This window comes from Anaeromyxobacter sp. K (genome assembly GCF_000020805.1).
In the GTDB taxonomy this organism is placed as follows: domain Bacteria; phylum Myxococcota; class Myxococcia; order Myxococcales; family Anaeromyxobacteraceae; genus Anaeromyxobacter; species Anaeromyxobacter dehalogenans.
Genome location: NC_011145.1, coordinates 623,026 through 646,008 on the forward strand (window position 1 = coordinate 623,026; position 22,983 = coordinate 646,008).

Consider the following 22,983-nt stretch of genomic DNA (forward strand, 5'->3'; position numbering starts at 1 on the left):
GGTCCCCCGCGTCGCGATCGCACGACCCGTCCGGCGAAACGCCGCGCCCGATCCGTGGCGCGAACCGGGGCCCCGCGCGCGGGCTACACTCCCGCTCATGGCGGGGACCGAGGGATCGCCGGTGGTGATCGTCGGGGCCGGCGTGGCCGGGCTCTCCTGCGCGAGGGCGCTCGCGGAGGGCGGCCGGCGCGCGCTGGTGCTGGACCGGGCGCACGGCGTGGGCGGCCGCTGCGCCACGCGCGCGCTGGAGGGCCAGCCGGTGGACTACGGCGCGGTGTTCCTGCACGGGCGCGACCCGGCGTTCCTGGCCGCGCTCGACGCGGTGCCCGCGACGCGGCTCGACTGGCCCGCCGACGTGCACGGCAGCGGCCCGCCCTGCCAGCCGGAGGCGTTCTCGCCGGGTGAAGTCCGCCGCGCGTTCGCCGAGGGCGTGAACGCGTTCCCGCGCCACCTGGCGGAGGGGCTGGAGCTGCGCCTGCAGCGCAAGGTGGTCGGGCTCGTGCCCGGCGACGGCACCGTGGCGCTCCGGCTCGACGACGGCTCGTTCCTGGAGACCGAGATCGCGGTGCTGGCGCTCGCCGCCGAGCAGGCCGACGAGCTGCTCGCCACCGTGCTGCCCGCGCCGCCCGCCGTGGCCGCCGCCCGGGCGCTGCTCGCGACCGCCTCGAGCCACTGCGCGCTCGCGCTGCTCGCCGCGTACGGGCCCGCCGCGCCGCGCCCGCCCTGGCACGTGAGCTACCCGGAGACCTCGCGCATCGTCCAGCTCGTCTCGCACGAGTCGAGCAAGCGCCCCGGCTCGCCGCTGCTCGTGCTCACCTACCAGGCGCACCCGGCCTGGTCGCGCCAGCACCTCGACGATCCGGACTGGCCGCGCCACGTGCTCGACGAGGCGGCGCGGCTCCTCGGCCCGTGGGCCGCGGACCCGCGCACCGCGCACCCGCACCGCTGGCGCTGGGCCCGTACCGACCTCGCGGCGGAGCTGGCGCGGCCGCTGCTGCTGGCGCTGCCGGGCGGCGCGCGGCTGGGCGTGGCGGGCGATCGCTTCGCCCCGGGCGGCGGGATCGAGGCGGCGTGGCGCTCGGGCCGCGCGCTGGCGGGGCGGATCCTCGCGGGGGAGGGGGCATGACCGGCGGCGGCGACGCGCTGGCGCAGCTCGTGCTGCGCGATCGGGATCACGAGTGCGAGGGCTTCGGGCCGGGCCGCGTCTGCGTCCGGGTGGTCGCGGTGGCGCGGCTCCCGACGCGCGCCGGCCCGTTCCGGATCGTCGCGTTCTGGAACAACCGCGACGCGAAGGAGCACGTGGCGCTGGTGCACGGCGACGTGGTGGGCGCGGCGGACGTGCCGGTGCGCCTCCACTCCGAGTGCCTGACCGGCGACGTGATGGGCTCGCTCCGCTGCGACTGCCGCGACCAGCTCACCGAGGGGCTCGCCGCGATCCAGCGCGAGGGGCGCGGGGTGCTGCTGTACCTGCGCCAGGAGGGGCGCGGGATCGGCCTCATCAACAAGATCCGCGCGTACGCGCTGCAGGAGCAGGGGCTCGACACCGTCGAGGCGAACCTCGCGCTCGGCTTCCGCGACGACGAGCGCGACTATGCCGTGGCGGCGCACATGATCCACGGCCTGGAGCTCCGCTCGATCCGGCTCATCACCAACAACCCGGAGAAGCTCCGGCAGCTCACCGCGTACCGGGTCGAGGTGAGCGGGCGCATCCCGCACGTCATCCCGCCGGGCGAGCACAACCGCTTCTACCTGGAGACGAAGGCGCGCCGGTCCGGGCACCTCCTCGACCTCGAGGCGCTCGAGCCGCGCTCCGAGCAGGCCGACCCGGTGGTGGTCGCGCCGGCGCCGGGCACGCCCGGCGGCGAGTGATCGTCCGGTCCCGCGGCGGGCGAGCGCTGCGTCCCGGCACGCGGCCCGCGGGAGGCGCCGCGCGGGGCGCGGACGCCGGCGGGTCGCTCGGCCGGGCGCGGCTGCTTACATCGACGGCATGCGTCCCGCCCGCCCGGCCCTCGCGCCGCTCCTGCTGCTGCTCGCCTGCGGCGCCGCCTCCGCCCGCCGGCCGGCCCCCGGCTGCACGATGGTGGAGGAGGGCTTCGGCCCGGCGGGCGCGATCCCGATCCGCGTCGAGCGGGTGGCGAGCGGCCTGGAGGTGCCCTGGGGGCTCGCGTTCCTCCCCGGCGGCGACGTGCTGGTGACCGAGCGGCCCGGGCGCGTGCGCCTCATCCGCGACGGGCAGCTCCAGCCGGAGCCGGTGGCCACGGTGGCGATCGCGCCGGGCGGGGAGGGCGGGCTGCTCGGGATCGCGGCCGATCCGCGCTTCGCCGAGAACCGGCGCTTCTACCTGTACGCCACGGTCGAGGCGGGCGGCGCGCCGGTGAACCAGGTGTCGCGCTGGACGCTCTCGGCCGACGGCCGCGCGGCGACGCGCGAGAAGGTGCTCCTCGACGGCATCCCCGCGGCCCGGTACCACGACGGCGGGCGCATCCGCTTCGGGCCCGACGGCATGCTGTACGTCGGCACCGGCGACGGCGGCCGCCCCGACCGCGCCCGCGACCCGGCGAGCCCGAGCGGCAAGCTCCTGCGCGTCACGCCCGACGGCGCGCCCGCGCCCGGCAACCCGCGGCCGGACAGCCCGGTGCTCCTCTCCGGCGTCCGCAACCTGGAGGCGTTCGACTGGCTCGACGCCGGCACGCTGATCCTGGCGGACCACGGGCCGAGCGGCGAGCGCTCGCGCACCGGCCAGGACGAGGTGACGGTGGCGCGCGCGGGGGACGACCTGGGCTGGCCGGCGGTGTCCGGGTGCGACGCCGAGCCGGGCACGGTCGCGCCGATCCTCTCGTTCCGCAGGGCCGCGCCGCCGGGCGGCGGGAGCGTGTACCGCGGGTCGGCGGTGCCGCAGTGGAGGGGGAGCTTCCTGTTCGGGACGCTCGGCTCGCGCCACCTGCACCGGGTGGTGCTGGACGGGCGCGGCGGGCTGCGCGCGCACGAGGTCTACCTCGCCGGCGATCCGCCGTCGGGGCTGGGCCGCGTCCGCGAGGTGGTGGAGGGCCCGGACGGCGCGCTGTGGGTCACCACCAGCAACTGCGACGGCCGGGGGACCTGCCCGGCGGAGCGGGACCTGGTGGTGCGGCTGGTGGGCGGTTGATCTTCTCGGCGCGCGCGGCTACATCAGAGGGACCGTGCACGCGCCCGTCCACACCTCCCGGCGCCCCTGCCTCGCCCCGCCCCGGCGGATCGCGAGCGGGCGCCCGTGCGCCCACGGCACGGCCTTCCTCGGCCAGGGCGCCTCGATCTCCTCGCGCTAGAGCGCAGGACCGAGGCGCGCCCCACCCGCACCGCAGCACCGCAGGACCGCCCGCTCGTCGCGCCGCCGCTCGAGGCCGCGCGCGGGCATTCACCGCTGGACACGCCCGGGCCAGGCCCGGACCGAGCGACTGGAGGAACCATGAGCCGCGACCGCATCTACGTCAGCGAGACCGATCACGAGCGCCTGCGGGCGCTGGTGGAGCAGCACCAGGAGGGCCGCGACGCGGCCGCGGCGGAGCGGCTCGACGCCGAGCTCGACCGCGCCGTGCGCGTGCCCGACGGCCAGGTGCCGGCCGACGTCGTCGCCATGAACTCGCGCGTGGTCTACGAGGACGGCGCGACCGGCCGCCTCCGCGAGGTCACGCTGGTCTACCCGACCGCCGCGGACCTGCGCGAGGGCCGGCTGTCGGTGCTCGCGCCGGTGGGCGCGGCGCTGCTCGGGCTGTCCACCGGCCAGTCCATCTCCTGGACGCTGCCGGACGGGCGCGAGGTCGAGCTGCGCGTGCGCTCGGTGCAGCCGCCCCCGGCCGCCCCGGCCGCGAGCGCGGCGGTGTGAGCCCGCCGCGTCCGCTCAGCCGGCCTGCCCCGGGCCGGCCGGGGGCGGCGCGGCGGCCAGCGCCGGCCCGGGCTCCGGCTCCGTCACCTCGAGGTGGACCTCGTCGAAGCTCGCGGTCGCGCCCAGCGTCAGCGCCGGGAGCATGGTGTTGAGGAGCGCGTACGGGATGATCCCTCCGACCAGCCAGGGCGGGACGCCCTCGAAGCGCTCGATCACGATCTCGGCCAGCACCAGCGAGAACACGAGCGTGGGCACGAGCGCCGTCGCCACCCGCCGCGCCTGGCCCAGGTGCTCGCGGAGCGCGAGCTTCCGGTGCACCGCCACCAGGCCCACGCGCAGCGGGATCATGGCCGCGAGGTAGACGACGCCGGTGGCCAGCGACGACAGGGTGAGCAGCTCCGGGTGCAGGTGCGCGCCGGCGCTGAAGAAGTAGAACGGCGCGAAGAACGACGCGAACACCTCGACCGCGTGCAGCAGGCGGTCGGACGAGAACGCGGGGAGCCGCTCGCGGAAGCGGCGCGCCGCCACGCCCACCAGGAACGCGCCCACCAGGTAGTACACGCCCAGCTTGCGGGTGGCGAACGCCGCCATCACCGCCAGCATCACCAGGAACGCGAACTCGGAGCGCGGCGCCCAGGGCGCGATCGCCACCGCGAACGCGCGCATCACCAGCGGGATGAGCACCACCACCGCGAGCAGCGCCGCGGTGGCGCCGGCGAAGCGCGCCACCGAGGTGGACTGGAGCACCGCGAACAGCACCGCCAGCGCGAGCAGCTCGGTGGCGACCGCCTTGGTGCGCGTCCAGAAGCGCTGGTCGGCGTCGAGGCCGAAGGACTGCAGCGAGTCGAGGATGAAGCCGGTGGAGGGCGTCACCAGCGCGAGCGCGACCAGCGTGGCCGGCCGCCAGTCCACGCCGGTGGCGGCGGCGATGGCCCACGCCACGCCCGCGAGCAGGAGCGCCTGGATGACGAGGTGCTGCGCGACCAGCGCGGCGCCGCGGCGGAGATCCTTCGCGTCCACGTCCAGCCCGGCGAACAGGAACAGCCCGGTGATGCCCAGCGTGGCGAGCAGCGCCAGGGTGGGATCGCCGGTGAAGAGGCCGGCGCGGGCCGCCGCCAGCCCGAGCAGGAGGCTGGTGATGGCGCCGGGGATCCGGAAGCGCTGCAGCGCCTTGGGGATGACGAACAGCGCGAACAGCAGGGCGATGTAGGCGAGCTCGGAGGACACGGCCCGCAACATCGCAGCAGGCCGCTCGGCGGGCAACCCGCGATCGCGCGGCGCGGCGCCGGGGGCGTCAGGCGTGCTCGGTGAGGAGCGCGTCCAGGCGCTGCACGAACTGGCCGCGCGAGATCACCTCGTCCACCCCGGCCGCGCGGGCGGCGCCCGCCAGCTCGACCTCCACGTGGCCGAGGAAGCCGATGATCCGGACCGGCAGCCCGGCCGCGCGGGTGGCCCGCACCTCGTCGAGGACGCCGGGCTCGGAGAGGTCGGCGAGGATCGTGCCCTGGCCCAGCTCGCGGGCGGCCTCGGACAGGCGGCCGCCGCGCGGAGCGAAGCGGAGGGCGACGCCGAGCCGCTCGCCGGCGGCGTGGATCTTGGAGCGGAAGACGAGGTCGCGGACGGAGACGAGGAGGGGCATGGGAGCGGATGTACCGGCGCGGGCGCGTCGGCGCCGCGCCCGGCGGGGCGCCGGGCGCTATCGAGGCTTCGGGATCCCGGCCTCGATGCGCGCCGCCTCCTGCGGCGCCAGCAGGCGGGCCAGCTCCAGCTCCAGGTCCACGTCGCGGTAGGGCTTCCCGCGGCCGTGCTCGGTCTGGTCCTCGACCAGCCGGGTCAGCCGCACCTGCACGCCCCCCTCGCCCGGCGCGGCCTCGGCGTGCACGCGGGTCTGGTCCTTCCGCCACCCGGTGTCGAGCGTGCGCCGCCCGGCCCTGTCGATCTCGGTGGGGCGGGCGGGCGTGAACAGGTTCACCACCAGCCCCTGGATCCCCTCGCGCGGATCCTCCTCGTCGGCGAGCGGGAACTCGTTCTTCATGAGCAGCCGGCGCACGTCGCCCCAGATCTCCTCCGCCGGCTGCGGGAAGCGGAGCCGGTCGAGCTCGGCCTCCAGGTACCGGGTGCGCGCGCGCTGCGCGGCGACCGAGGCGCAGCCGGACAGCGCGAGCGCGAGCGCCGCGGCGGCGATCCAGGGGGTGCGGGTCATCGGCTCTCCTCGGGGCTGGACGACCCGAGGACTCTACCCGATGCCGGGGCGGCGCGGTGGCCGCGCGCGCGGTCGCGCCAGGCGCCGAACAGCACGGGTGCGACGAGGAGCGCGGCGACGACGGCGAGCGACAGCGCCGGAGGGACCTTCACCCAGTCCATCGCCAGCATCTTCAGGCCCACGTACACCAGCACCGCGGAGAGGCCGGTCTTCAGGCCCGAGAAGCGCTCGACCATGCCGGCCAGCAGGAAGAACATCGAGCGCAGGCCCAGGATGGCGAAGATGTTCGAGGTGAAGACGATGAACGGGTCGAGCGTCACCGCGAAGATCGCCGGGATGGAGTCCACCGCGAAGACGACGTCGGAGATCTCCACCAGCACCAGCGCGAGCAGGAGCGGCGTCGCCACGCGACGGCCGTTCTCGATCGTGACGAAGTGGCCCCCCTGCAGCGCGTGGGTCGAGGGGATGACCCGCCGCACCAGCCGCATCAGCCGGCCGCCGGTGGGGTCCGGCGCCTCGTTGCGGCCGAGGAACAGCTTCACGCCGGTCGCGACCAGCAGCGCGCCGAACAGGTAGATGGTCCAGTGGAAGCGCGCCAGCAGCGCGGTGCCGGCGAAGATCATCCCGGCGCGCAGGACGAGCGCGGAGAGGATGCCCCAGAACAGCACCCGGTGCTGGTAGATCGGCGGCACGCCCAGCGCCGAGAAGATGATGACGAACACGAAGATGTTGTCGACGGCGAGCGACTTCTCGATGAGGTAGCCGGTGAGGAACTCGAGGCCGCGGTCGGCCCCGAACTGCCACCACACCAGCGCGTTGAAGCCGAGCGCCAGCGTCACCCACACCACGCTCCAGCCCAGCGCCTCGCGCACGCGGATGACGTGCGCCTTCCGGTGGAACACGCCCAGGTCGAGCGCCAGCATCAGCGCGACGAAGGCGAGGAAGCCGATCCACAGGGTGGGGGAGCCGATCGATTCGACCAAGACGTTCCTCCGGAGAAGTTCCCGGCGGATCTAGGGCCTCGGCCATCGCTTAGACCATGACAAAATGATGGTCCGGCACATTCAGAAAACCTGGGTGCCGGCGGGCGGGCAGGCGGGCCCTGGAGCGCCCGGGCGGCCCGCGATGCGATATGACGCGAGCATGACCGTGCTCCGCCGTGCCGCCCGCTGGTGCCTCACCGCCCTCGCGCTCGCCACCGCGCCGGCCGCGCGCGCGCAGGGCGAGCCGGCCGCCGACGCGCCGTACCCCCTCACGCTGGACGTGGGCCAGGTGAAGCCGCTCTGCCCCACCGGCACGGTGCAGTGCCCGCCGCGCGCGATCCTCTGCGACGATCCGAAGGTGGCGGTGGGCGCGGACTCGCCGGAGGGCGGCGCGCTGCGCGGCGTCGGCCCGGGAACCACCACCTGCTCGGCCGCGGGCGGGTCGCCGCTCGGCGCGCGCCGCGTCTACCGGGTGACGGTGGTCGCCCCCGGCGACGGCGGCGCGCGCGGAACGGAGAGCGACGCGGGCGGGACCGGCCGCTAAGGCCGAGACCGCTCGATCTGGTTCGCTGCTGCGGCGCACGCTGGCTGCCTGCGCCGGGCAGACTCGTCCCTGCGCTGCTCGACGTGCCTACGGGCACGCCTGCGCTGCTCGGTCCTCGTGTGCCCGGCTCGGCGACGCCATCGTGTGCCTCGCGACGCGACCAGATCCATCGGGCTCGGCTCTAGCCCTGCTGCGCCGGCGCGGCCGGGGCCGTCTCGGCGGGCGCCGGCGTCTCGGGGGACGCGGGCGCGGCCGGGGCGGGCGCGGTGGCGGCGGCGGCGCCGCGCTCGAGCCAGCCGCCGCCGAGGGCGCGGTACAGGCCGATCGAGTTCGAGAAGCGGGCCAGCCGCGTCTGGATGAGCTGCTGCTGCGCGCCGTAGAGATCGCGCTGCGCGGTGAGCACGTTCAGGTAGCTGTCCACGCCCTTGCGGTAGCGCAGCTCGGAGATGTCGTAGCGCCGCTGCTCCGCCTCGACGCGCCGGGTCTGCGCCTCGAGCTGCTCGTCGAGGCGCCCGCGCGCCACCAGCGCGTCGGCCACCTCGCGGAACGCCGCCTGGATGGCCTTCTCGTAGCTCGCGATCTCGATCTGCTTGCGGACGTTCGCCGCGTCGAGGTTCGCCTTGTTGCGGCCGCCCGTGAAGATGGGCAGGTCGATGCGCGGCGAGAACGCCCAGGTGCCCGAGCCGACGGTGAACAGGTTGGACAGCTCGGTCGAGGCCGTGCCCACCGAGGCGGTGAGCGAGATGGACGGGAAGAACGCCGCGCGCGCCGCGCCGATGCTGGCGTTCGCGGCCTTGAGCTGGTGCTCGGCCGAGAGGATGTCGGGGCGGCGCTGCAGCAGGTCCGAGGGGAGGCCGGCGGGGAGCTCGGCCACCGGCGGCTGCTGCTCGAGCGGCGTCGCCGCGGGCAGGTCCTTCGGGAGCGGGCCGCCGGCGAGCAGCACCAGCGCGTTCTCCGCCTGCGCGAGCTGCTGCCGGTAGGCGGACAGGTTCACGCGGGCGGTCTCCACCTGCGCCTCGGCGGTGCGGAAGTCGAGCTCGGAGGTGCGGCCGGCCTCGAAGGTGCGCTTCGCGAGGTCGTAGGACTGCTGCACGGTCTGCAGCGTCTGCTCCGCCAGCGCCACCTGCGACTGCAGCGCCCGCGAGGCGAGGTACTGGACGGCGACCTCCGACACCAGCGCCAGGTGCGCGCTGCGGTGGGCCTCCTCGGTCGCGAGGTACTGCTCCAGCGCCTGGTTGCGCAGGCTGCGCACGCGGCCGAACAGGTCGATCTCGAACGAGGTGAGGCCCACGCCGGCCGAGAAGGTGTTCCCGACCGACGGCTCGCCGGTGAAGCTGAGGTCCTTGGCGGTGCGGGCGCGGCTGCCGCTCCCGGTCGCGCCCACGGTGGGCAGCAGGTAGGAGCGCTGGATGCCGTACTGCGCCCGCGCCAGCTCCACGTTGAGCGCCGCGACGCGGAGGTCGCGGTTCTCGCGCAGCGCCTGGTCGATCACGGCCTGCAGGCCGGGATCCTGGAACACGTCGCGCCAGCCCAGGTCGGCGGCGGCCGGGCCGGCGGCCGGCTCGGCGCCGCCTGCGAACTCGGCGGCGACGGGCGCGGCGGGGCGCTGGTAGCGGGGCGCGAGCGTGCACCCCGAGACGGCGAGGACGGACAGGGCGGCGAGCGCCGCGAGGCCCGGGCTACGCATGGGCGATCTCCTTGGGTGCGGCCTCGTCCTCGTCGTCGCGCGGCCCGGCCACCAGGTCGGGCGGCGGCGTCTTCCGCTTGCCGGCGATCTTCACGAAGAACACCGGCACGAGCAGGATGGCGAGGAAGGTGGCCGAGAGCATGCCGCCGATCACCGCCACGCCGATGGCGTTCTGCCCGGCAGCGCCGGCCCCGTTCGCGATGGCGAGCGGGAGCACGCCGAGGATGAAGGCGAGCGAGGTCATGATGATGGGGCGGAGGCGCATGCGGGCCGCCTCCACGGCGGCGTCGAACAGGCTCATGCCCTGCTCGTACAGGGCCCGCGCGAACTCGACGATGAGGATGGCGTTCTTGGCGGAGAGGCCGATGGTGGTGAGCAGGCCGACCTGGAAGTAGACGCCGGCCTCGAGCCCGGCGAGCTCGGTGAACAGCACCGCGCCGAGCACGCCGAGCGGCACCACCAGCATCACCGAGAACGGGATGGACCAGCTCTCGTAGAGCGCCGCCAGCGCGAGGAACACCACCAGCAGCGAGATGGCGTAGAGCGCCGGGGCGTTCGCGCCGGAGAGCCGCTCCTCGTACGAGAGGCCGGACCACTCCAGGCCGATGCCCGGCGGGAGCGCCTTCACGTGCTCCTCCATGGCCGCCATCGCCTCGCCCGAGCTGTGGCCGGGCGAGGGCTCGCCCTGGATCACCATGGCCGGGGACCCGTTGAAGCGCTCGAGCTTGGTCGGCCCGTACACCCAGGTGCCGGTGGAGAACGACGAGAACGGCACCATCTGCCCGCCGGCGTTGCGCACGTACCAGCGGTTCAGGTCCTCCGGCTTCATGCGGAACGGCGCCGCCGCCTGCACGTACACGCGCTTGGTGCGCCCCTTGTCCACGAAGTCGTCGACGTAGTTGATGCCCCAGGTGCTGGAGAGGGTGGCGTTGATGTCGGCGAGCGAGAGCCCGAGGGCGGCGGCCTTCTGCTGGTCCACGTCGATGCGGTACTGCGGCGTGTCCTCCAGGCCGAGCGGGCGCACCTTGGCGAGCCGCGGGTCCTGCGCGGCCATGCCCAGGAGCTGGTTGCGGGCCGCCATGAGCGCCTCGTGGCCGAGGTTGCCGCGGTCCTGGAGCTGCAGCTCGAAGCCGGTGGCGTTGCCGAGCTCGGGCACGGCCGGCGGCACGAACGCGAACGCGAGGCCGTCCTTGATCTGCGAGAACGCCCGCATGGCGCGCCCGGCGATGGCCGGGGCGTGCTGCTCCTTCTTCGGGCGCTCGGCCCAGTCCTTCAGGCGCACGAACGCGAGGCCGGCGTTCTGGCCGCGGCCGGAGAAGCTGAAGCCGGTGATCGCCATCACCGCCTCGACGTTGTCCTTCTCGTCCTCGAGGTAGTGGCGCGTCACCTCCTGCATCACCGTGCGCGTCCGGTCCATGGTGGCGCCGGCAGGCAGCTGCACCATGTTGATGATCGAGCCCTGGTCCTCCTCCGGCAGGAAGCCGGTGGGCAGGTGCAGGAACAGGCCGCCCAGCGCAGCCAGCAGCACGGCGTAGACGATCAGGGCGCGGCCGGTGCGGCGCAGGATCCAGCCGACCGACTTCTCGTAGACCCCGCTGCCCCGGCCGTAGAGCCGGTTGAACCAGCCGAAGAACCCCGTCTCGCCGGCGTGGTGCCCCTTCTCGACGGGCTTCAGGATCGTGGCGCAGAGCGCCGGGGTGAGCGTCAGGGCGACCACCACCGAGAGCGCCATCGCCGAGACCACGGTGATGGAGAACTGCCGGTAGATGACGCCCACCGAGCCGCCGAAGAACGCCATGGGGACGAACACCGCGGCGAGCACCAGCGCGATGCCGACGAGGGCACCGGTGATCTGGCCCATCGACTTGCGGGTGGCCTCGCGCGGCGAGAGCCCCTCCTCGCTCATCACGCGCTCGACGTTCTCCACCACCACGATGGCGTCGTCCACCAGCAGGCCGATGGCGAGCACCAGGCCCAGCATGGTGAGCGTGTTGACGGTGAAGCCGGCCGCCGCCAGCACGCCGAACGTGCCGAGCAGCACCACCGGCACGGCGATGGTGGGGATGAGCGTCGCGCGGAAGTTCTGGAGGAACAGGAACATCACCAGGAACACGAGGACGATGGCCTCGGCGAGGGTCTTCACCACCTCCTCGATCGAGATCCGCACGAACGGCGTCGAGTCCACCGGGTAGACGACCTTCATCCCCGGCGGGAAGTACTGCGACAGCTCGGAGAGCTTGGCGCGCACCAGGTCGGCGGTCCGGAGCGCGTTCGCGCCGGAGGCGAGGCGGATGCCCATGCCGCCGGCGGGCTTGCCGTTGTAGTAGCTCTCGAGCTCGTAGGTCTCGCCGCCCAGGTTCGCGGTGCCGACGTCGCGCAGGCGCACCTGCGAGCCGTCCGGGTTCACGCGGAGCAGGATGTTCAGGAACTGCTCGGGCGTCTGCAGGCGGGTCTGCGAGGTGACGGTGGCGTTGAGCTGCTGGCCGGGCACGGCCGGGGCGGCGCCGAGGGAGCCGGTGGACACCTGCGCGTTCTGCGCGCGGAGGGCGGCGCTCACGTCGAGCGGGGTGAGCTTGAAGCTGGCGAGCTTGTCGGCGTCGAGCCAGATGCGCATCGCGTACTGCGTGCCGAACGCGGTCACCTCGCCCACGCCGGTGACGCGGCTGATCTGGTCGACGATGTTCGAGAACGCGTAGTCGTTCAGGTCGTCGCGCGTCATGCTGCCGTCCTCGGAGATGAGGCCGGCGATGAGCAGGTAGTTGCTGACGGTCTTCAGGACGCGCACGCCCTGCTGCTGCACCTGCTGGGGCAGCAGCGGCATGGCGTTCTGCAGCTTGTTCTGCACCTGCATCTGCGCGATGTCCGGGTCGGCCTCGGCCTCGAACGTCAGGGTGACGCTGGCGTTGCCGGAGCTGTCGCTCGCGGCGGACATGTACCGGAGGTGGTCGATGCCGGTCATCTTCTGCTCGATGACCTGGGTGACCGAGTTCTCCAGCGTCTGCGCGTTCGCGCCCGGGTAGGTCGCGAACACCGTGACGACCGGCGGCGCGATGGCGGGGTACTGCGAGACCGGCAGGCCCAGGATGGCGAGCCCACCGGCCAGCATGATCATGATCGAGATCACCCACGCGAAGATGGGCCTATCGATGAAGAACCTGGCCACGACGACTCCTCGACTGCGAAAAGGGAATGGGTGCGCGGGCGGCCGGCTCGGGTCCGGCCGCGCGCGCGGTCACGCTGTCCGGCGCCTCAGCGCGCCGCGCCGGCCGGGGCCGGCTGGCCCGGGGTCGCGGCGTTCGCCTGCTTCGCGCCGCCCGCCGGGACCGGGTTGACGGGGGCGCCGGGGCGCACCTTCTGGAGGCCCTCGACGATCACCTGCTCGCCGGGCTTCACGCCGGAGGTCACGAGCCACGCGTCGCCGACGACGCGCTCGGTGACCAGGTTGCGCAGCTCGACCTTGCCGCCGGCGACCACGAGCGCGGTGGGCTCGCCCTTGTTGTTGCGGGCCACGGCGCGCTGGGGGACGAGCAGCGCCGCCGGGTTCACGCCCTCGGCGAGGCGCGCCCGCACGTACGTGCCGGGCAGCAGCTCGGCGCGCGGGTTCGGGAAGATGGCGCGCACCTTCACCGACCCGGTGCCGGGATCCACGGTCACGTCGGCGAACTGCAGCGTGCCCGGCAGGCCGTACTCGTGGCCGTCCTCGGTGGTGAGCGCGACCTTGGCCTTGCCGGCGCCGGCGGACTGGAGCTTGCCCGCCTCGAGGTCGCGGCGCATCCGGAGCAGCTCGGCGCTGGACTGCGTCACGTCCACGTAGACGGGGTCGAGCTGCTGCACGGTGGCGAGCAGCGTGGCCTGCGCGGCCTGCACGTAGGCGCCCTCGGTCACCTCGGAGCGGCCGATCCGGCCGCTCACCGGGGAGGTGACGGTGGTGTAGCCGAGGTTGATGCGGGCCGCGTCCACCGCGGCCCTGCCGGCGGCGACGTCGGCCTCGGCCTTCTTCAGCGCGGCCACCGCGTCCTCGTGCTCCTGCCGGCTGACCGCGTTCGCGGCCACGAGCTCGGTGTAGCGCTCGGAGGTGAGCCTGGCCGACGCGAGCGTCGCCTCGGCGCGGGCGAGCTGCGCCCGGGCGCTGTCGAGCGCCGCCTGATAGGGCGCCGGGTCGATCTTGAACAGCGGCTGGCCCTGCTTCACGTCGCTGCCCTCCGTGAACAGGCGCTTCAGCACGATGCCGTTCACGCGGGCGCGGACCTCGGCGACCTTGGAGGCGGAGACGCGGCCCGGCAGCTCGGTGGTGAGCGTCACCGCCTGCGGGGAGATGGTGACCACGCCGACCTCCACCGGGCCGGGGGCGCGCGCGTCCTGCTTCTTGCCGCCGCAGCCGGCCGCCGCGAGCGCGAGGGCGGCGAGCGCCAGGGCGCGCTTGCCGGAAAAGAGGGCGGGAGCGCGCCGCGCGGCGGCGCGAGAGGAGCGGAGGGAGGGGTTCATCACGATTCCTTTGAGGCCCGGGGAACGGATCCGTGAGCCCGGGAGGGCGGTACAGATAGTCGCGCGCTCGGAAACGGTCAAGACTAAACCGTTCAGTTCAATGCGCGGCCGGAAACTAGCTGGGCAAGGGTTGACAGTCAAGACTGAACCGTTTAGTTCATCCGACATGGCTGAGAATCAGGCCCAGAGACCCCCCGATTGGTGCGTTGGTAAGCGCCAGCAGATCCTGGATGGGGCGCGGAAGGTCTTCGCGGAGCTCGGGTACGAGCGGGCCAGCGTCGATCTGATCGCCTCCCGGACCGGCGTCTCCAAGGCCACGCTCTACAACCACTTCGACGACAAGAGCGCGCTGTTCGTCGCCTGCTTCGAGCAGGGCTCCCACGAGATGCGGTCCGACCTCGAGGCGCTGTTCGGCGAGACGAGCGACGACCTCGAGTCGGCCCTCCAGGCCGCCGGGGAGCGCCTGCTCGGGAAGTTCCTCTCCAGCGAGGCGGTGGCGCTGTACCGGAGCGCGCTCGACGGGTTCCGCCTGCCCGAGATCGGGAAGATGCTGTACGAGCGCGGGCCTCGGGTCACGCACGAGCTCATCGCCGCGGCGCTCTCGCGCTGGGCGGCGCGCGGCCTGCTGCGGCTCGACGATCCGTACTACGCGGCGGTGCAGTTCGTGAACCTGTGCCACGGCGACGTGATGATGCGCCTGCACCTGGGCGTGCTCCAGGAGGCCTCGCCGGACGACGTCCGCGCCACGGTGCGCCGCGCGGTGCAGACGTTCCTGCGCGCGTTCCGCCCGTGAGCGGGTCCGCGCGCCGCGCGACCTCCGGGACGTTGACGCCGCTCCGCGTCCGCACGTAGAGAGCAGGGCAGCGCCCGCCGGACGCGCTCCCGCGCCCGGCCGGTCCGCCGGAGGCGCCCATGACGCCCGCGCGATCGCCACGCCGCACCCCGCTCGCCCTCCTCGCCGCGATCGCGCTCGCCGCCCTCGCCTGCGGCGGCGGCTCCACCCCTCCGCCGCCGGTGGACGTCTCGCCGGTGCCCGCCGCCGATCCCGGCAGCGCGCTCCCCGACGGCTGGGAGCGCGGGCCGTTCGCCGAGATCTACGTCCGCGGCTACCAGGACTCCGACGGCGACGGCGTCGGCGACCTGCGCGGGCTGGCGAGCCGGCTCGACCACCTCGCCGGCCTCGGGGTGCGAGGCATCTGGCTCATGCCGGTCACAGCCAGCCAGGACCACGACCACGGCTACGCGGTCGCCGACTACCGCGGCGTCGAGCCCGGGTACGGCACGCTCGAGGACCTCGACGCGCTCGTCGCGGCCGCCCACGCCCGCGGCATCGGCGTCATCCTCGACTACGTCATGAACCACAGCGCGGCCAACAACCCGCTGTTCCTCAACTCCGCCGACGACAAGTCGAACCCGTACCGCGGCTGGTACCTGTGGAGGTCGTCGCAGCCGTCGGGCTGGTCGGTGTACGGCGGCAACCCGTGGCGCCAGTCCGGCAGCGGCTGGTACTACGCGCCGTTCGCGACGAACATGCCGGACTTCGATCTCGCGAACCCGGCGGTGGCCGCGTACCACGCCGACAGCCAGCGCTTCTGGCTGAACCGCGGCGTGGACGGGTTCCGCTTCGACGCGGTCGGCATGCTGTACGAGAACGGGCCCGGCGCCTGGAACGACCAGCCGCAGAACTACGTCCGGATGGCGGAGGTGCGGGCGCTGCTCGACGGCTACGAGCGGCGCTTCATGGTGTGCGAGGGGCCGGACGACCCGGCCGGCTTCACCGCCGCCTGCGGCAGCGCGTTCGCGTTCGGCCTCCAGTACGACGTGATGGGCGCGGCGCGCGGGGACGCCGCGGCCGTGGCGCGGGTGGCGGCGTACTTCGAGGACCCGGCCCGCCTCGCCGCGTCCACCCTGCTCTCCAACCACGACGCGTTCGCCGGCCAGCGCCCCTGGGACCAGCTCGGCGGCGACGAGGCGCGGTACCGGCTCGCGGCCGCGACGTACCTGCTGCTCCCGGGGATCCCGTTCGTCTACTACGGCGAGGAGATCGGCATGGGCGGCGCCGCCTCGCTCTCCGGCGACTGGCGGCTGCGCGCGCCCATGAGCTGGACCGGCGACGCGCGCACCGCCGGGTTCACCACCGGCAAGCCGTTCCGCGCGCTCTCGTCCAACGCGGCCACGCACAACGTGGAGGCGGAGCAGGGCCGCGCCGGCTCGCTGCTCGAGTTCTACCGCGAGGTCATCGGGCTCCGCAGGTCGGTGCCGGCGCTCGACCGCGGCGGCTACGAGGGCGCCCGCGCGTCCGGCGCGACGCTCTCCTTCCGCCGCACGCTGGGGACCTCGCACGCGCTCGTGCTGCTCAACTACGACGTCGTCCCGCTCACGCTCCCCGTGACCGGCCTCCCGCCCGGCGCCGCGCTCGCGCCGCGGCTGCCCGGCACCGCGCCCGCGGTCACGGCCGACGCGGCGGGCGCGGCCTCGTTCGACCTGCCCGCGCTCTCGGTCCGCGTCTACACCTGGGACGGCTGAGCTAGAACTCGCCCGCGATCCCGCCCGGCGACGGCATCAGGCGCACGTGCGCGACGGGGTGCCAGTGGAGCCACGGCACCAGGATCCCCACCGCCGTGCCCCACCCCGCGCCGGCGAGCACGTCGGTCGCCCAGTGGCGATCCGCGGCCAGCCGCAGGTAGCCGACGGCGCCCGCCGCCGCCGCGCCGCCGCCGACGATCCACGGCGCCGCCGGCGCGTCGCGCAGGGTGGCGAGGGTGCCCGCCGCGGCGGCCGCCGCGAACGCGGTGGCGGTGTGGCCCGACCAGAAGGACACGCGCGAGTCGAGCGCGCGCGCGGGCCCGCTGCCGTCCCAGGCGTCCGGCCGGATCCGGTCGGTGCCCACCTTCACGAGCTCGGTGCCGAGCGTCGCGATCGAGACCGCCTCGGCGAGGAGCAGCGCGTCCTCGGCCGCGCGCCGGGGCGCGCCCGCCGCGAGGTCGGGTACCGTCAGCGCCGCCGCCGCGCCGAGCGGCACGCCCACGCCGAGCAGGTCGGAGGCGGTCGCCGCGCGCGACGGGTGCTTCCAGGCCAGCGTCTCGTGCGCCCAGGCGTCGAAGCGGCCCGGGCTGCACCAGCGGCAGGTGGCGGGGAGCAGGTCGCGCTCGAGCAGGCGGAGCCCGAGCGCGGCCGCGAGCGCGCCCGCGGTGACGGCGCCGTCGGCCGCGAGGTTCACCCGGAGCTCCGCCGGCGCGGGCCGCGCCGGGGCGGGGAGGGCCGAGAGCGCGAGGACCGCGGCGAGCGCGGGGGGGACGAGCAGGCGATGGCGTCTCACGTCGCGGACCTCCCGGCGCCGGGGCCGAGCCAGCGGAGCAGCGCCGCGTTCACCTGCTCCGGCGCCTCGTTCTGCACGAAGTGGCCCGCGCCCTCGATCGGCACGATCTCCGGCGGGTTGCCGGGCGAGAGGTACGGCGCGAGCTTCGCCCGCGCGATCGTCTCCACGCCCAGGAAGCGATCCTCCACGCCCCACAGGATGAGCGTGGGCGCGGAGATCGGCCGGGGACGCGGCCCGGGCGAGCGCCGGCCGCGGAAGGCCGCCCGGTAGTAGCCGAGCGCCGCGCGCGCGGCCCCGGGCTGGAGGAACGCGCGGCGGTACGGCTCCAGCTCCTCGGCGGGCCAGGCGCTGCGCACGTACGAGCCGCCGCGGAGCGCGCGCGCCACGCCGGCCGCACGGTCGCGGGTGAGCAGCCACTCGGGGAGGAGCGGCACCTGGAACAGCAGCATGTACGACGAGCGGAGGAGCTGGCGGCGGTTGCGGCGCAGCTCGCGCGCGAACGCGCTCGGGTGCGGCGCGTTCAGGACGACGAGCCGCGAGACCACCTCCGGATGCCGGCCCGCGACCGCCCACGCCACCGCGCCGCCCCAGTCGTGCCCGATCACCACCGCGCGCTCGCGCCCCAGCGCCCGGACCAGCCCGGCCGCGTCCGCCGCCAGCGTGGCGAGGTCGAACGGCCCGCGCTTCTCGGTGCCGCCGTAGCCGCGGAGGTCCGGCGCCACCGCGCGCCAGCCGGCGGCGGCGAGCGCGGGGAGCTGGTGCCGCCAGGAGCGGGCCAGCTCGGGGAAGCCGTGCAGGAGCAGCGCGAGCGGACCGTCGCCCGGGCCGTCGGCGAGCGCGGCGAAGCGGAGGCCGTTGGCCTGGAGCGCGAGCGTGTCCACCGACGCAGCGTAGCGTCCCCGCGCCCGCGTCGCCTCCACGCGGGGCGAACCTCCCCGACGCGGGTGTGCCCCGTCGGTGGCGCTCGCGACGCGGGATCGCGGGACTGCCGCACGCGGAAGGGGGCGTGGACACTTCCGCGCATGCCGGTGCCGCCTCCAGGCGCGCCGGCCGAACGAACTCGAGGGGGGACCTCACATGAAGAAGCTCACCTGGCTCGCGGCGCTGCTGCCCGCGCTCGCCGCCGCCGACACCAGCCCGCTGCTGCTCGCGGGCGCGCAGATCGACGCCACCGGCACCACCGCCGTCCAGACGCAGCCCATGCCGAAGGGCTGGTTCAGCACGCGCAACGTGCTCGACCGGACCAAGACCTCGCTCGTCACCCGCCTCGCGGCGGGCGCCACCCCCTGCTCCGCGGATCTGGGCGTGGTGGCGACGCTGAGCAGCGTCACCGCCGGCAACTTCACCGAGGTGGTGAACCCGCAGGACCGGACGGTGCGGTACGTCTGGGACACCGTCGCCGATCTCTCGCCGTTCCAGAACCGCTGGCACTACTACACCGGCTGTGACGGCGTCCGCGTGGTGCTCGGCTGCCCGGAGTCGATCCCGGTGACCGTCGGCATGGAGGCGTTCGCGAGGTCCGGCGCCTGCCAGAGCTACGTGGACGACCTGGGCCAGACCGTGTGCGCCGCCGACCAGGTGGTCGCGATGCTGCCCGCGGTGCAGGAGGCGGATCAGGTCGCCACCGGCTGCGTGGAGGAGGGCGGCGACACGAGCTGCGGGATCGGCCCGTGCGAGAGCGCCTGCACCCAGTCCTGCGACGCGCAGTTCCCGGTCGGCCGCGGCGCGGACAAGGGCAACGTCGCGCTGCTGAAGGCGTGCAAGGAGGCCTGCCCCTGCACGTGCAAGTACGAGCGGCCGGCGCGGTGCCCGCAGCCGCAGAACTGCGACTAGCGCGCCGGACGAGCGGCCCCGTTCGCGCCCGCGATCGGGGCCGCGCCGTCCCGGCACCGGCGCCCTGCCGGGTGCAATGCCGGCGCCCGGCACGGCCCGCGGCCCCGGCTCGATGCGCCTTGCGCGGCCCGGCCGGTCGGCCCTACACCTCTCCCGTGCCGCCCGACCCGGAGCCGACGACCGCCGCGACCCGCGCCGCCGCCCCGGCCCGCCGGCTGCTGCTCCTCGCGCTCGGCTGGACGGCCTTCGCCTTGGGGGCGATCGGGCTCCTGCTGCCCATCGTGCCCACCACGCCGTTCATGCTGGTGGCGCTGTGGGCGTTCTCGGCCAGCTCCGAGCGCTTCCACCGCTGGCTCTACACGCACCGGCTCTTCGGGCCGCCGCTGCAGAAGTGGCAGCGGGATCGCGCCATCCCGGCCTGGGTGAAGGCGCTCGCGCTCGGGAGCATGACGCTGAGCCTCGCGTGGCTGGCGTTCGCGGTGCGGCCGCCGCGGTACGTGCTGCTCGCCGCCGCCGCGCTCGTCGCGGGCGGCGCCGCGTTCGTCCTGCGCATCCCGAGCCGGCCGCGGCAGCCGGTGCGGGAGCCGTGATGGCGCCCCGGCTGCTCGCGATCCTGGGCGTCGCGGCCCTGCTCGTCGCCTGCGGGGCCGGCCGCGGCCACCGCGGCGAGGCGGCGCGCGCGGCGGCCGCCACCGGCGGCTGCGGCGCCGGCTGCCCCGAGGGCCAGGTCTGCGTGGACGTGCCCGGCGACGCGTGCACCTGGCCCTCCGACCCGGCCTGCCCGGGCGCCTGCGTCGAGCCGGTGCCCTGCGGCGGCTTCGCGGCGATCCGCTGCCCCGGCGACCGCGCCTGCGTGGACGACCCGCGCGACGACTGCGCCCCGCCCCGCGGCGCCGACTGCGGCGGCCTGTGCGCGCCCGGGCCCGCCGCCGACGCGCGCTGACCGCGACTCCCGCCCGCGCCTCGCGCGAAGGCCGGGCGCCCGGCCCGCCGCCGGTCTATTCTCGCGACCGTGAAGGACCTGCCCCTGAACGCGCTCCGCGCCCTCGCGCTCGTGTTCGCGCACCGCGGCGTGCGCCCGGCCGCGCGCGAGCTGGGCGTGGCCCACTCGTCGCTGAGCCGCCACCTGGCCGAGCTGGAGGCGTGGGCGGGCACGCCGCTGACCCGCGGGCCGGGCGGACGGGGCGGGCTCGCGTTCACGCCGCAGGGCGAGGCGCTCGGGCAGGCCGCGCTCGCCGCGCTGCGCGAGCTGGAGCGTGCGGCGGCGGCGGTGCGGGAGGCGCGCTCGGAGCGCTCGGTGGTGATCTCGACCACCGCCTCGTTCGCGGCTCGCTGGCTCCTGCCGCGGCTCCCGGCGCTGGAGGCGAGCCACGCGGACCTGGAGGTCTCGGTGCTGGTGGATCCGCGGCCGGTGGACCTGGGGACCGCCGGCGTCGGCGAGGTGGATCTCGCGATCCGGCTCGGGCACGGCCCCTGGCGCGATCTCGACTGCGAGCCGCTCCTCGACGAGGTGCTGTACCCGGTGATGAGCCCGGCCGCCTGGCGCGCGGCGGGCTCGCCGCGCCGGCCGGCGGCGCTGGCGCGGCTGCGGCTCTTGCACGACCGGGATCCGGGCGCGACCTGGGAGCTGTGGCGCCGCGCCCACGGGCCCGCCTCGCTGGACGTCCGGCGGGGCCCGCGCCTCGCCTCGACCGACCTCGTGCTCCGCGCCGCGGCGCAGGGGCAGGGGGTGGCGCTGGCGCGGCACCGGCTCGCCGCGGACGACCTGGCCGCCGGCCTGCTGGTCCGCCCCTTCGAGCCGTCGGTGGCGATCGGCCCGGCCTACTGGCTGGTGCTCCCGCCGCACGGGCGCGGCCGCCCCGCCACCGCCGCGGTGGTGGGGTGGCTCGAGGACCAGGCCCGCGCCTGCGGGCCGGTCCCCTCCTAGAACGGTCTCGTTCCGAGACCGAACTCCGCGCCCCGCCCGACCGGCCCCGCGTGGCAGATCCCAGCCATGGACGGTGCCGGCATGGAGACGTGGATCGCGACCGCAGGGCCCGTCCACGGCGCCATGGGCGCGCCGCTCGCCGTCTCGTCCGCCCTGCCGCCCGCCGGCGCCCGAGCCCGGCCGGCGCCCGTCCGTTACACCCATCAGCACGAGGTCATCGCCATGCAGCCGATCGTCGGAATCGTGGGCGGGCTCGGTCCGGAGGGGACCGTCCACTACTACCGGAAGCTCACCGCCCGGCTCGCCGCGCTGCCGCTCGACGCGGGCCGGCCGGGAATCGCCGTGGACCACGTCTGGATCGACCGGTTCTCGGCCTTGCTCCGGGCGGGCGCCGACGCGGACGCGCTGGAGCTCCTGCTGGGATCGCTCCGCCGGCTCGAGCGCGCCGGCGCCACCCTGGCGCTGTTCGCGGCGGTGACGCCGCACCGGTTCCTGCCGGCGCTCCGGCCCCGCTCGCCGCTGCCCATCGCCGACCTGGTGGGCGCGACCTGCGAGGACGTGCGCGCCGCCGGCCACCGCGTGGTCGGGCTCGTCGGCACGCGCTTCACCGTCTCCGAGCCGTTCTTCCGCGACGCGCTCGAGGCGGCCGGCGTGCGGGTGGTGGTCCCCGACGAGGCCGGGACCGACGACCTGGACGCGCTCATCTTCGGGCCGCTCGCGCGCGGCGAGAAGACGCCGGCGATGCAGGGCGAGCTCGCCGCGATCGTGAGCCGCATGGCCAGGCGGGAGCCGCTCGACGCGCTGGTGGTCGCCTGCACCGATCTCATGGATCTCATGGGGACCGAGGTCCCGCTCCTCGATCCCATCGACAGCCACCTGCGCCTGGCGCTCCGGATGCTCCCGGCGTCCGGAGCGCGGGCGCAGTGACGGCTCACATGGGCGGCAGCGCCGCCATGCGCCGCTGCATCTCCTCCGGCGAGACGTCCTCCTTGTGCGTGCCCACGTGCCAGAGGTGGCCGAACGGATCCACGATCGAGCCCATCCGGTCGCCGTAGAACTTGTCCTCCACGGCGCCCTTCACGGTGGCGCCCGCGGCGACCGCGCGCGCCACGGTGGCGTCCACGTCGGGCACGTACACGACGAGGCCGACCGCCGTGCCGCCGATGGACTTCGGGCCGAGCGCGCCCATCTCCGGGTGCTCGTCCGCCAGCATGAGGCGCGCGTCGCCGATCTTCAGCTCGGCGTGGCCGACGCGCCCCTCCGGCCCGGGCATGCGCATGAGCTCGACCGCGCCGAAGACCTTCGCGTAGAAGTCGATGGCGCGGGCGGCGTCCTTCATGACGAGGTACGGCGTGAGGGCCTGGTAGCCATCGGGGATGTGCTTCACGGCGGGCATCGGGTGCTCCTCGGCTCGGGTTCGCACGAGGAGTGTCACGGGGCACCGCCGGGATCGAGGCCCCGGGCGGGTGAACGTCCGTTCAGGGCGCGGGCGGCGGCGGCGCCGCCCGGCGGCGCCCCCACGCGGCCCAGAGCCGGGTCGCGAGCAGGCGCGCCACCATCCCGCACACCACCCCCCAGGCCGCCCCGGCCAGCACGTCGGTGGGCCAGTGCACGCCCACGTAGACCCGGCTCAGCGCCACCAGCACCGCCACGCCGAGCGCGGCCAGCCCGAGGCGCGGGCCGGCGGCGGCGGCCACCGTGGCCATGGCGAAGAAGTTCGCCGCGTGCAGGCTCGGCAGCGAGCCCACGTCGGCGGCGGGCGCCAGCCAGCGGAAGGTGCCGGGCGGCAGCGCGTAGCACGGGCGGCGGCGCGCGAGCAGCGGCCGGAGGAGCTGCGAGCCGAGGCCGTCGCTCATGGCGATGGCGGCGCCGAGCGCGGCGACCAGGCGGAGCCCGGCCGGCCCGCGGACCGCGCGCGCGATGAGCACCGCCAGCAGGATCGCCCACGCCGCGCCGAACGGCTTCGACGACAGCACCACCATGAGGCCGTCGAGGATGGGGCCGCCGTCGGCGTTCAGCGCGCGGAACAGCCAGGCCTCGCCGGCGGTGTGGAGGTCGTGGGTGATCGCTGCGAGCACGGGGTCCCCGGGGAGCGTGGGCCTGCGGCCCTCCTCTTACCCCGTTTCGCGCGGCTCGGGGG

Annotated in this window: 23 protein-coding genes; 12 read left to right on the forward strand and 11 right to left on the reverse strand. The window is 75.3% G+C overall.

Annotation, left to right across the window (positions count from 1 at the left end; genetic code table 11):
- Nucleotides 1–97: 97 nt before the first annotated feature.
- The 4 genes from ANAEK_RS02670 (at nucleotide 98) to rnk (ending at nucleotide 3,862) form a co-directional block, all read left to right on the forward strand.
- Nucleotides 98–1,126: an NAD(P)/FAD-dependent oxidoreductase gene (locus tag ANAEK_RS02670; RefSeq protein WP_012524611.1), complete on the forward strand. Its 1,029-nt coding sequence runs from the start codon at nucleotides 98–100 to the stop codon at nucleotides 1,124–1,126.
- On the forward strand, nucleotides 1,123–1,869 hold the full coding sequence (gene ribA / locus ANAEK_RS02675) for a GTP cyclohydrolase II (protein WP_012524612.1): 747 nt from the start codon (nucleotides 1,123–1,125) through the stop codon (nucleotides 1,867–1,869). The genes ANAEK_RS02670 and ribA overlap by 4 nt, the downstream gene beginning before the upstream one ends.
- Before the next feature lie 118 nt (nucleotides 1,870–1,987).
- Entirely contained in the window at nucleotides 1,988–3,145 is a 1,158-nt protein-coding gene (locus ANAEK_RS02680; RefSeq protein WP_012524613.1) for a sorbosone dehydrogenase family protein, read from the forward strand.
- 300 nt (nucleotides 3,146–3,445) lie between these two features.
- The gene (rnk, locus tag ANAEK_RS02685; protein WP_012524614.1) at nucleotides 3,446–3,862 is read left to right on the forward strand and encodes a nucleoside diphosphate kinase regulator; all 417 of its coding nucleotides are present in this window, start codon (nucleotides 3,446–3,448) and stop codon (nucleotides 3,860–3,862) included.
- Between the two features lie 15 nt (nucleotides 3,863–3,877).
- Here the strand turns inward: rnk and ANAEK_RS02690 are convergent, their stop codons facing one another.
- The 4 genes from ANAEK_RS02690 to ANAEK_RS02705 all read right to left on the reverse strand — a co-directional run bounded on the left by ANAEK_RS02690 (nucleotide 3,878) and on the right by ANAEK_RS02705 (nucleotide 6,988).
- Nucleotides 3,878–5,089 carry a cation:proton antiporter gene (locus ANAEK_RS02690; RefSeq protein ID WP_232288352.1) on the reverse strand — a complete coding sequence of 404 codons (1,212 nt, stop codon included), beginning with the start codon at nucleotides 5,087–5,089 and terminating at the stop codon, nucleotides 3,878–3,880.
- Between the two features lie 67 nt (nucleotides 5,090–5,156).
- The gene (locus tag ANAEK_RS02695; protein ID WP_012524616.1) at nucleotides 5,157–5,501 is read right to left on the reverse strand and encodes a hypothetical protein; all 345 of its coding nucleotides are present in this window, start codon (nucleotides 5,499–5,501) and stop codon (nucleotides 5,157–5,159) included.
- A 57-nt stretch (nucleotides 5,502–5,558) separates the two neighbouring features.
- Nucleotides 5,559–6,065, reverse strand: a complete 507-nt coding sequence (locus ANAEK_RS02700; RefSeq protein ID WP_012524617.1) for a hypothetical protein — start codon at nucleotides 6,063–6,065, stop codon at nucleotides 5,559–5,561.
- Entirely contained in the window at nucleotides 6,062–6,988 is a 927-nt protein-coding gene (locus ANAEK_RS02705) for a TerC family protein (RefSeq protein ID WP_232288469.1), read from the reverse strand. The genes ANAEK_RS02700 and ANAEK_RS02705 overlap by 4 nt, the downstream gene beginning before the upstream one ends.
- Before the next feature lie 220 nt (nucleotides 6,989–7,208).
- Here ANAEK_RS02705 and ANAEK_RS02710 point away from each other — a divergent pair, with 220 nt between their 5' ends.
- Nucleotides 7,209–7,592, forward strand: a complete 384-nt coding sequence (locus tag ANAEK_RS02710) for a hypothetical protein (protein ID WP_012524619.1) — start codon at nucleotides 7,209–7,211, stop codon at nucleotides 7,590–7,592.
- A 181-nt stretch (nucleotides 7,593–7,773) separates the two neighbouring features.
- Here the strand turns inward: ANAEK_RS02710 and ANAEK_RS02715 are convergent, their stop codons facing one another.
- The 3 genes from ANAEK_RS02715 to ANAEK_RS02725 all read right to left on the reverse strand — a co-directional run bounded on the left by ANAEK_RS02715 (nucleotide 7,774) and on the right by ANAEK_RS02725 (nucleotide 13,764).
- The gene (locus ANAEK_RS02715; RefSeq protein ID WP_012524620.1) at nucleotides 7,774–9,279 is read right to left on the reverse strand and encodes an efflux transporter outer membrane subunit; all 1,506 of its coding nucleotides are present in this window, start codon (nucleotides 9,277–9,279) and stop codon (nucleotides 7,774–7,776) included.
- Nucleotides 9,272–12,442, reverse strand: coding sequence for an efflux RND transporter permease subunit (locus ANAEK_RS02720; RefSeq protein ID WP_012524621.1), 3,171 nt, complete (start codon nucleotides 12,440–12,442; stop codon nucleotides 9,272–9,274). The genes ANAEK_RS02715 and ANAEK_RS02720 overlap by 8 nt, the downstream gene beginning before the upstream one ends.
- A gap of 86 nt (nucleotides 12,443–12,528) precedes the next feature.
- On the reverse strand, nucleotides 12,529–13,764 hold the full coding sequence (locus ANAEK_RS02725; protein WP_012524622.1) for an efflux RND transporter periplasmic adaptor subunit: 1,236 nt from the start codon (nucleotides 13,762–13,764) through the stop codon (nucleotides 12,529–12,531).
- A gap of 166 nt (nucleotides 13,765–13,930) precedes the next feature.
- Here ANAEK_RS02725 and ANAEK_RS02730 point away from each other — a divergent pair, with 166 nt between their 5' ends.
- On the forward strand, nucleotides 13,931–14,557 hold the full coding sequence (locus tag ANAEK_RS02730; protein WP_012524623.1) for a TetR/AcrR family transcriptional regulator: 627 nt from the start codon (nucleotides 13,931–13,933) through the stop codon (nucleotides 14,555–14,557).
- Between the two features lie 119 nt (nucleotides 14,558–14,676).
- Nucleotides 14,677–16,290, forward strand: coding sequence for an alpha-amylase family glycosyl hydrolase (locus ANAEK_RS02735; protein ID WP_012524624.1), 1,614 nt, complete (start codon nucleotides 14,677–14,679; stop codon nucleotides 16,288–16,290).
- Between the two features lies 1 nt (nucleotide 16,291).
- Here ANAEK_RS02735 and ANAEK_RS02740 read toward each other — a convergent pair whose 3' ends face one another.
- Complete coding sequence (locus tag ANAEK_RS02740; RefSeq protein ID WP_012524625.1) at nucleotides 16,292–17,083, reverse strand: phosphatase PAP2 family protein; 792 nt, start codon at nucleotides 17,081–17,083, stop codon at nucleotides 16,292–16,294.
- Complete coding sequence (locus ANAEK_RS02745; RefSeq protein WP_041454172.1) at nucleotides 17,080–17,964, reverse strand: alpha/beta fold hydrolase; 885 nt, start codon at nucleotides 17,962–17,964, stop codon at nucleotides 17,080–17,082. The genes ANAEK_RS02740 and ANAEK_RS02745 overlap by 4 nt, the downstream gene beginning before the upstream one ends.
- 196 nt (nucleotides 17,965–18,160) lie before the next feature.
- Between ANAEK_RS02745 and ANAEK_RS02750 the strand changes: the two genes are divergently transcribed.
- The 5 genes from ANAEK_RS02750 to ANAEK_RS02770 all read left to right on the forward strand — a co-directional run bounded on the left by ANAEK_RS02750 (nucleotide 18,161) and on the right by ANAEK_RS02770 (nucleotide 21,770).
- Nucleotides 18,161–18,916, forward strand: coding sequence for a hypothetical protein (locus ANAEK_RS02750; RefSeq protein ID WP_012524627.1), 756 nt, complete (start codon nucleotides 18,161–18,163; stop codon nucleotides 18,914–18,916).
- A gap of 155 nt (nucleotides 18,917–19,071) precedes the next feature.
- Complete coding sequence (locus ANAEK_RS02755) at nucleotides 19,072–19,506, forward strand: YbaN family protein (RefSeq protein WP_012524628.1); 435 nt, start codon at nucleotides 19,072–19,074, stop codon at nucleotides 19,504–19,506.
- Nucleotides 19,506–19,859, forward strand: a complete 354-nt coding sequence (locus ANAEK_RS02760) for a hypothetical protein (protein WP_012524629.1) — start codon at nucleotides 19,506–19,508, stop codon at nucleotides 19,857–19,859. The genes ANAEK_RS02755 and ANAEK_RS02760 overlap by 1 nt, the downstream gene beginning before the upstream one ends.
- 69 nt (nucleotides 19,860–19,928) lie before the next feature.
- A complete protein-coding gene (locus tag ANAEK_RS02765; protein ID WP_012524630.1) occupies nucleotides 19,929–20,843 on the forward strand; it encodes a LysR substrate-binding domain-containing protein in 915 nt (304 codons plus the stop codon).
- Nucleotides 20,844–20,924: 81 nt separating this feature from the next.
- On the forward strand, nucleotides 20,925–21,770 hold the full coding sequence (locus ANAEK_RS02770; protein ID WP_232288353.1) for an aspartate/glutamate racemase family protein: 846 nt from the start codon (nucleotides 20,925–20,927) through the stop codon (nucleotides 21,768–21,770).
- Nucleotides 21,771–21,774: 4 nt separating this feature from the next.
- Here ANAEK_RS02770 and ANAEK_RS02775 read toward each other — a convergent pair whose 3' ends face one another.
- Both ANAEK_RS02775 and ANAEK_RS02780 read right to left on the reverse strand, forming a co-directional pair.
- Complete coding sequence (locus ANAEK_RS02775) at nucleotides 21,775–22,239, reverse strand: VOC family protein (protein ID WP_012524632.1); 465 nt, start codon at nucleotides 22,237–22,239, stop codon at nucleotides 21,775–21,777.
- Between the two features lie 82 nt (nucleotides 22,240–22,321).
- Complete coding sequence (locus ANAEK_RS02780; protein WP_012524633.1) at nucleotides 22,322–22,921, reverse strand: phosphatase PAP2 family protein; 600 nt, start codon at nucleotides 22,919–22,921, stop codon at nucleotides 22,322–22,324.
- Nucleotides 22,922–22,983: the final 62 nt, after the last annotated feature.

Bases quoted from the DNA above. Each gene is read 5' to 3' on its own strand.
- ANAEK_RS02680 (WP_012524613.1), top strand. From the start codon at position 1,988: ATGCGTCCCGCCCGCCCGGCCCTCGCGCCGCTCCTGCTGCTGCTCGCC.
- ANAEK_RS02775 (WP_012524632.1), bottom strand. From the start codon at position 22,239: ATGCCCGCCGTGAAGCACATCCCCGATGGCTACCAGGCCCTCACGCCG.
- ANAEK_RS02770 (WP_232288353.1), top strand. From the start codon at position 20,925: ATGGAGACGTGGATCGCGACCGCAGGGCCCGTCCACGGCGCCATGGGC.
- rnk (WP_012524614.1), top strand. From the start codon at position 3,446: ATGAGCCGCGACCGCATCTACGTCAGCGAGACCGATCACGAGCGCCTG.
- ANAEK_RS02700 (WP_012524617.1), bottom strand. From the start codon at position 6,065: ATGACCCGCACCCCCTGGATCGCCGCCGCGGCGCTCGCGCTCGCGCTG.
- ANAEK_RS02750 (WP_012524627.1), top strand. From the start codon at position 18,161: ATGAAGAAGCTCACCTGGCTCGCGGCGCTGCTGCCCGCGCTCGCCGCC.
- ANAEK_RS02715 (WP_012524620.1), bottom strand. From the start codon at position 9,279: ATGCGTAGCCCGGGCCTCGCGGCGCTCGCCGCCCTGTCCGTCCTCGCC.
- ANAEK_RS02735 (WP_012524624.1), top strand. From the start codon at position 14,677: ATGACGCCCGCGCGATCGCCACGCCGCACCCCGCTCGCCCTCCTCGCC.
- ANAEK_RS02695 (WP_012524616.1), bottom strand. From the start codon at position 5,501: ATGCCCCTCCTCGTCTCCGTCCGCGACCTCGTCTTCCGCTCCAAGATC.
- ribA (WP_012524612.1), top strand. From the start codon at position 1,123: ATGACCGGCGGCGGCGACGCGCTGGCGCAGCTCGTGCTGCGCGATCGG.
- ANAEK_RS02725 (WP_012524622.1), bottom strand. From the start codon at position 13,764: ATGAACCCCTCCCTCCGCTCCTCTCGCGCCGCCGCGCGGCGCGCTCCC.
- ANAEK_RS02730 (WP_012524623.1), top strand. From the start codon at position 13,931: ATGGCTGAGAATCAGGCCCAGAGACCCCCCGATTGGTGCGTTGGTAAG.
- ANAEK_RS02670 (WP_012524611.1), top strand. From the start codon at position 98: ATGGCGGGGACCGAGGGATCGCCGGTGGTGATCGTCGGGGCCGGCGTG.
- ANAEK_RS02705 (WP_232288469.1), bottom strand. From the start codon at position 6,988: ATGCTGGCGCTCGACCTGGGCGTGTTCCACCGGAAGGCGCACGTCATC.
- ANAEK_RS02760 (WP_012524629.1), top strand. From the start codon at position 19,506: ATGGCGCCCCGGCTGCTCGCGATCCTGGGCGTCGCGGCCCTGCTCGTC.
- ANAEK_RS02710 (WP_012524619.1), top strand. From the start codon at position 7,209: ATGACCGTGCTCCGCCGTGCCGCCCGCTGGTGCCTCACCGCCCTCGCG.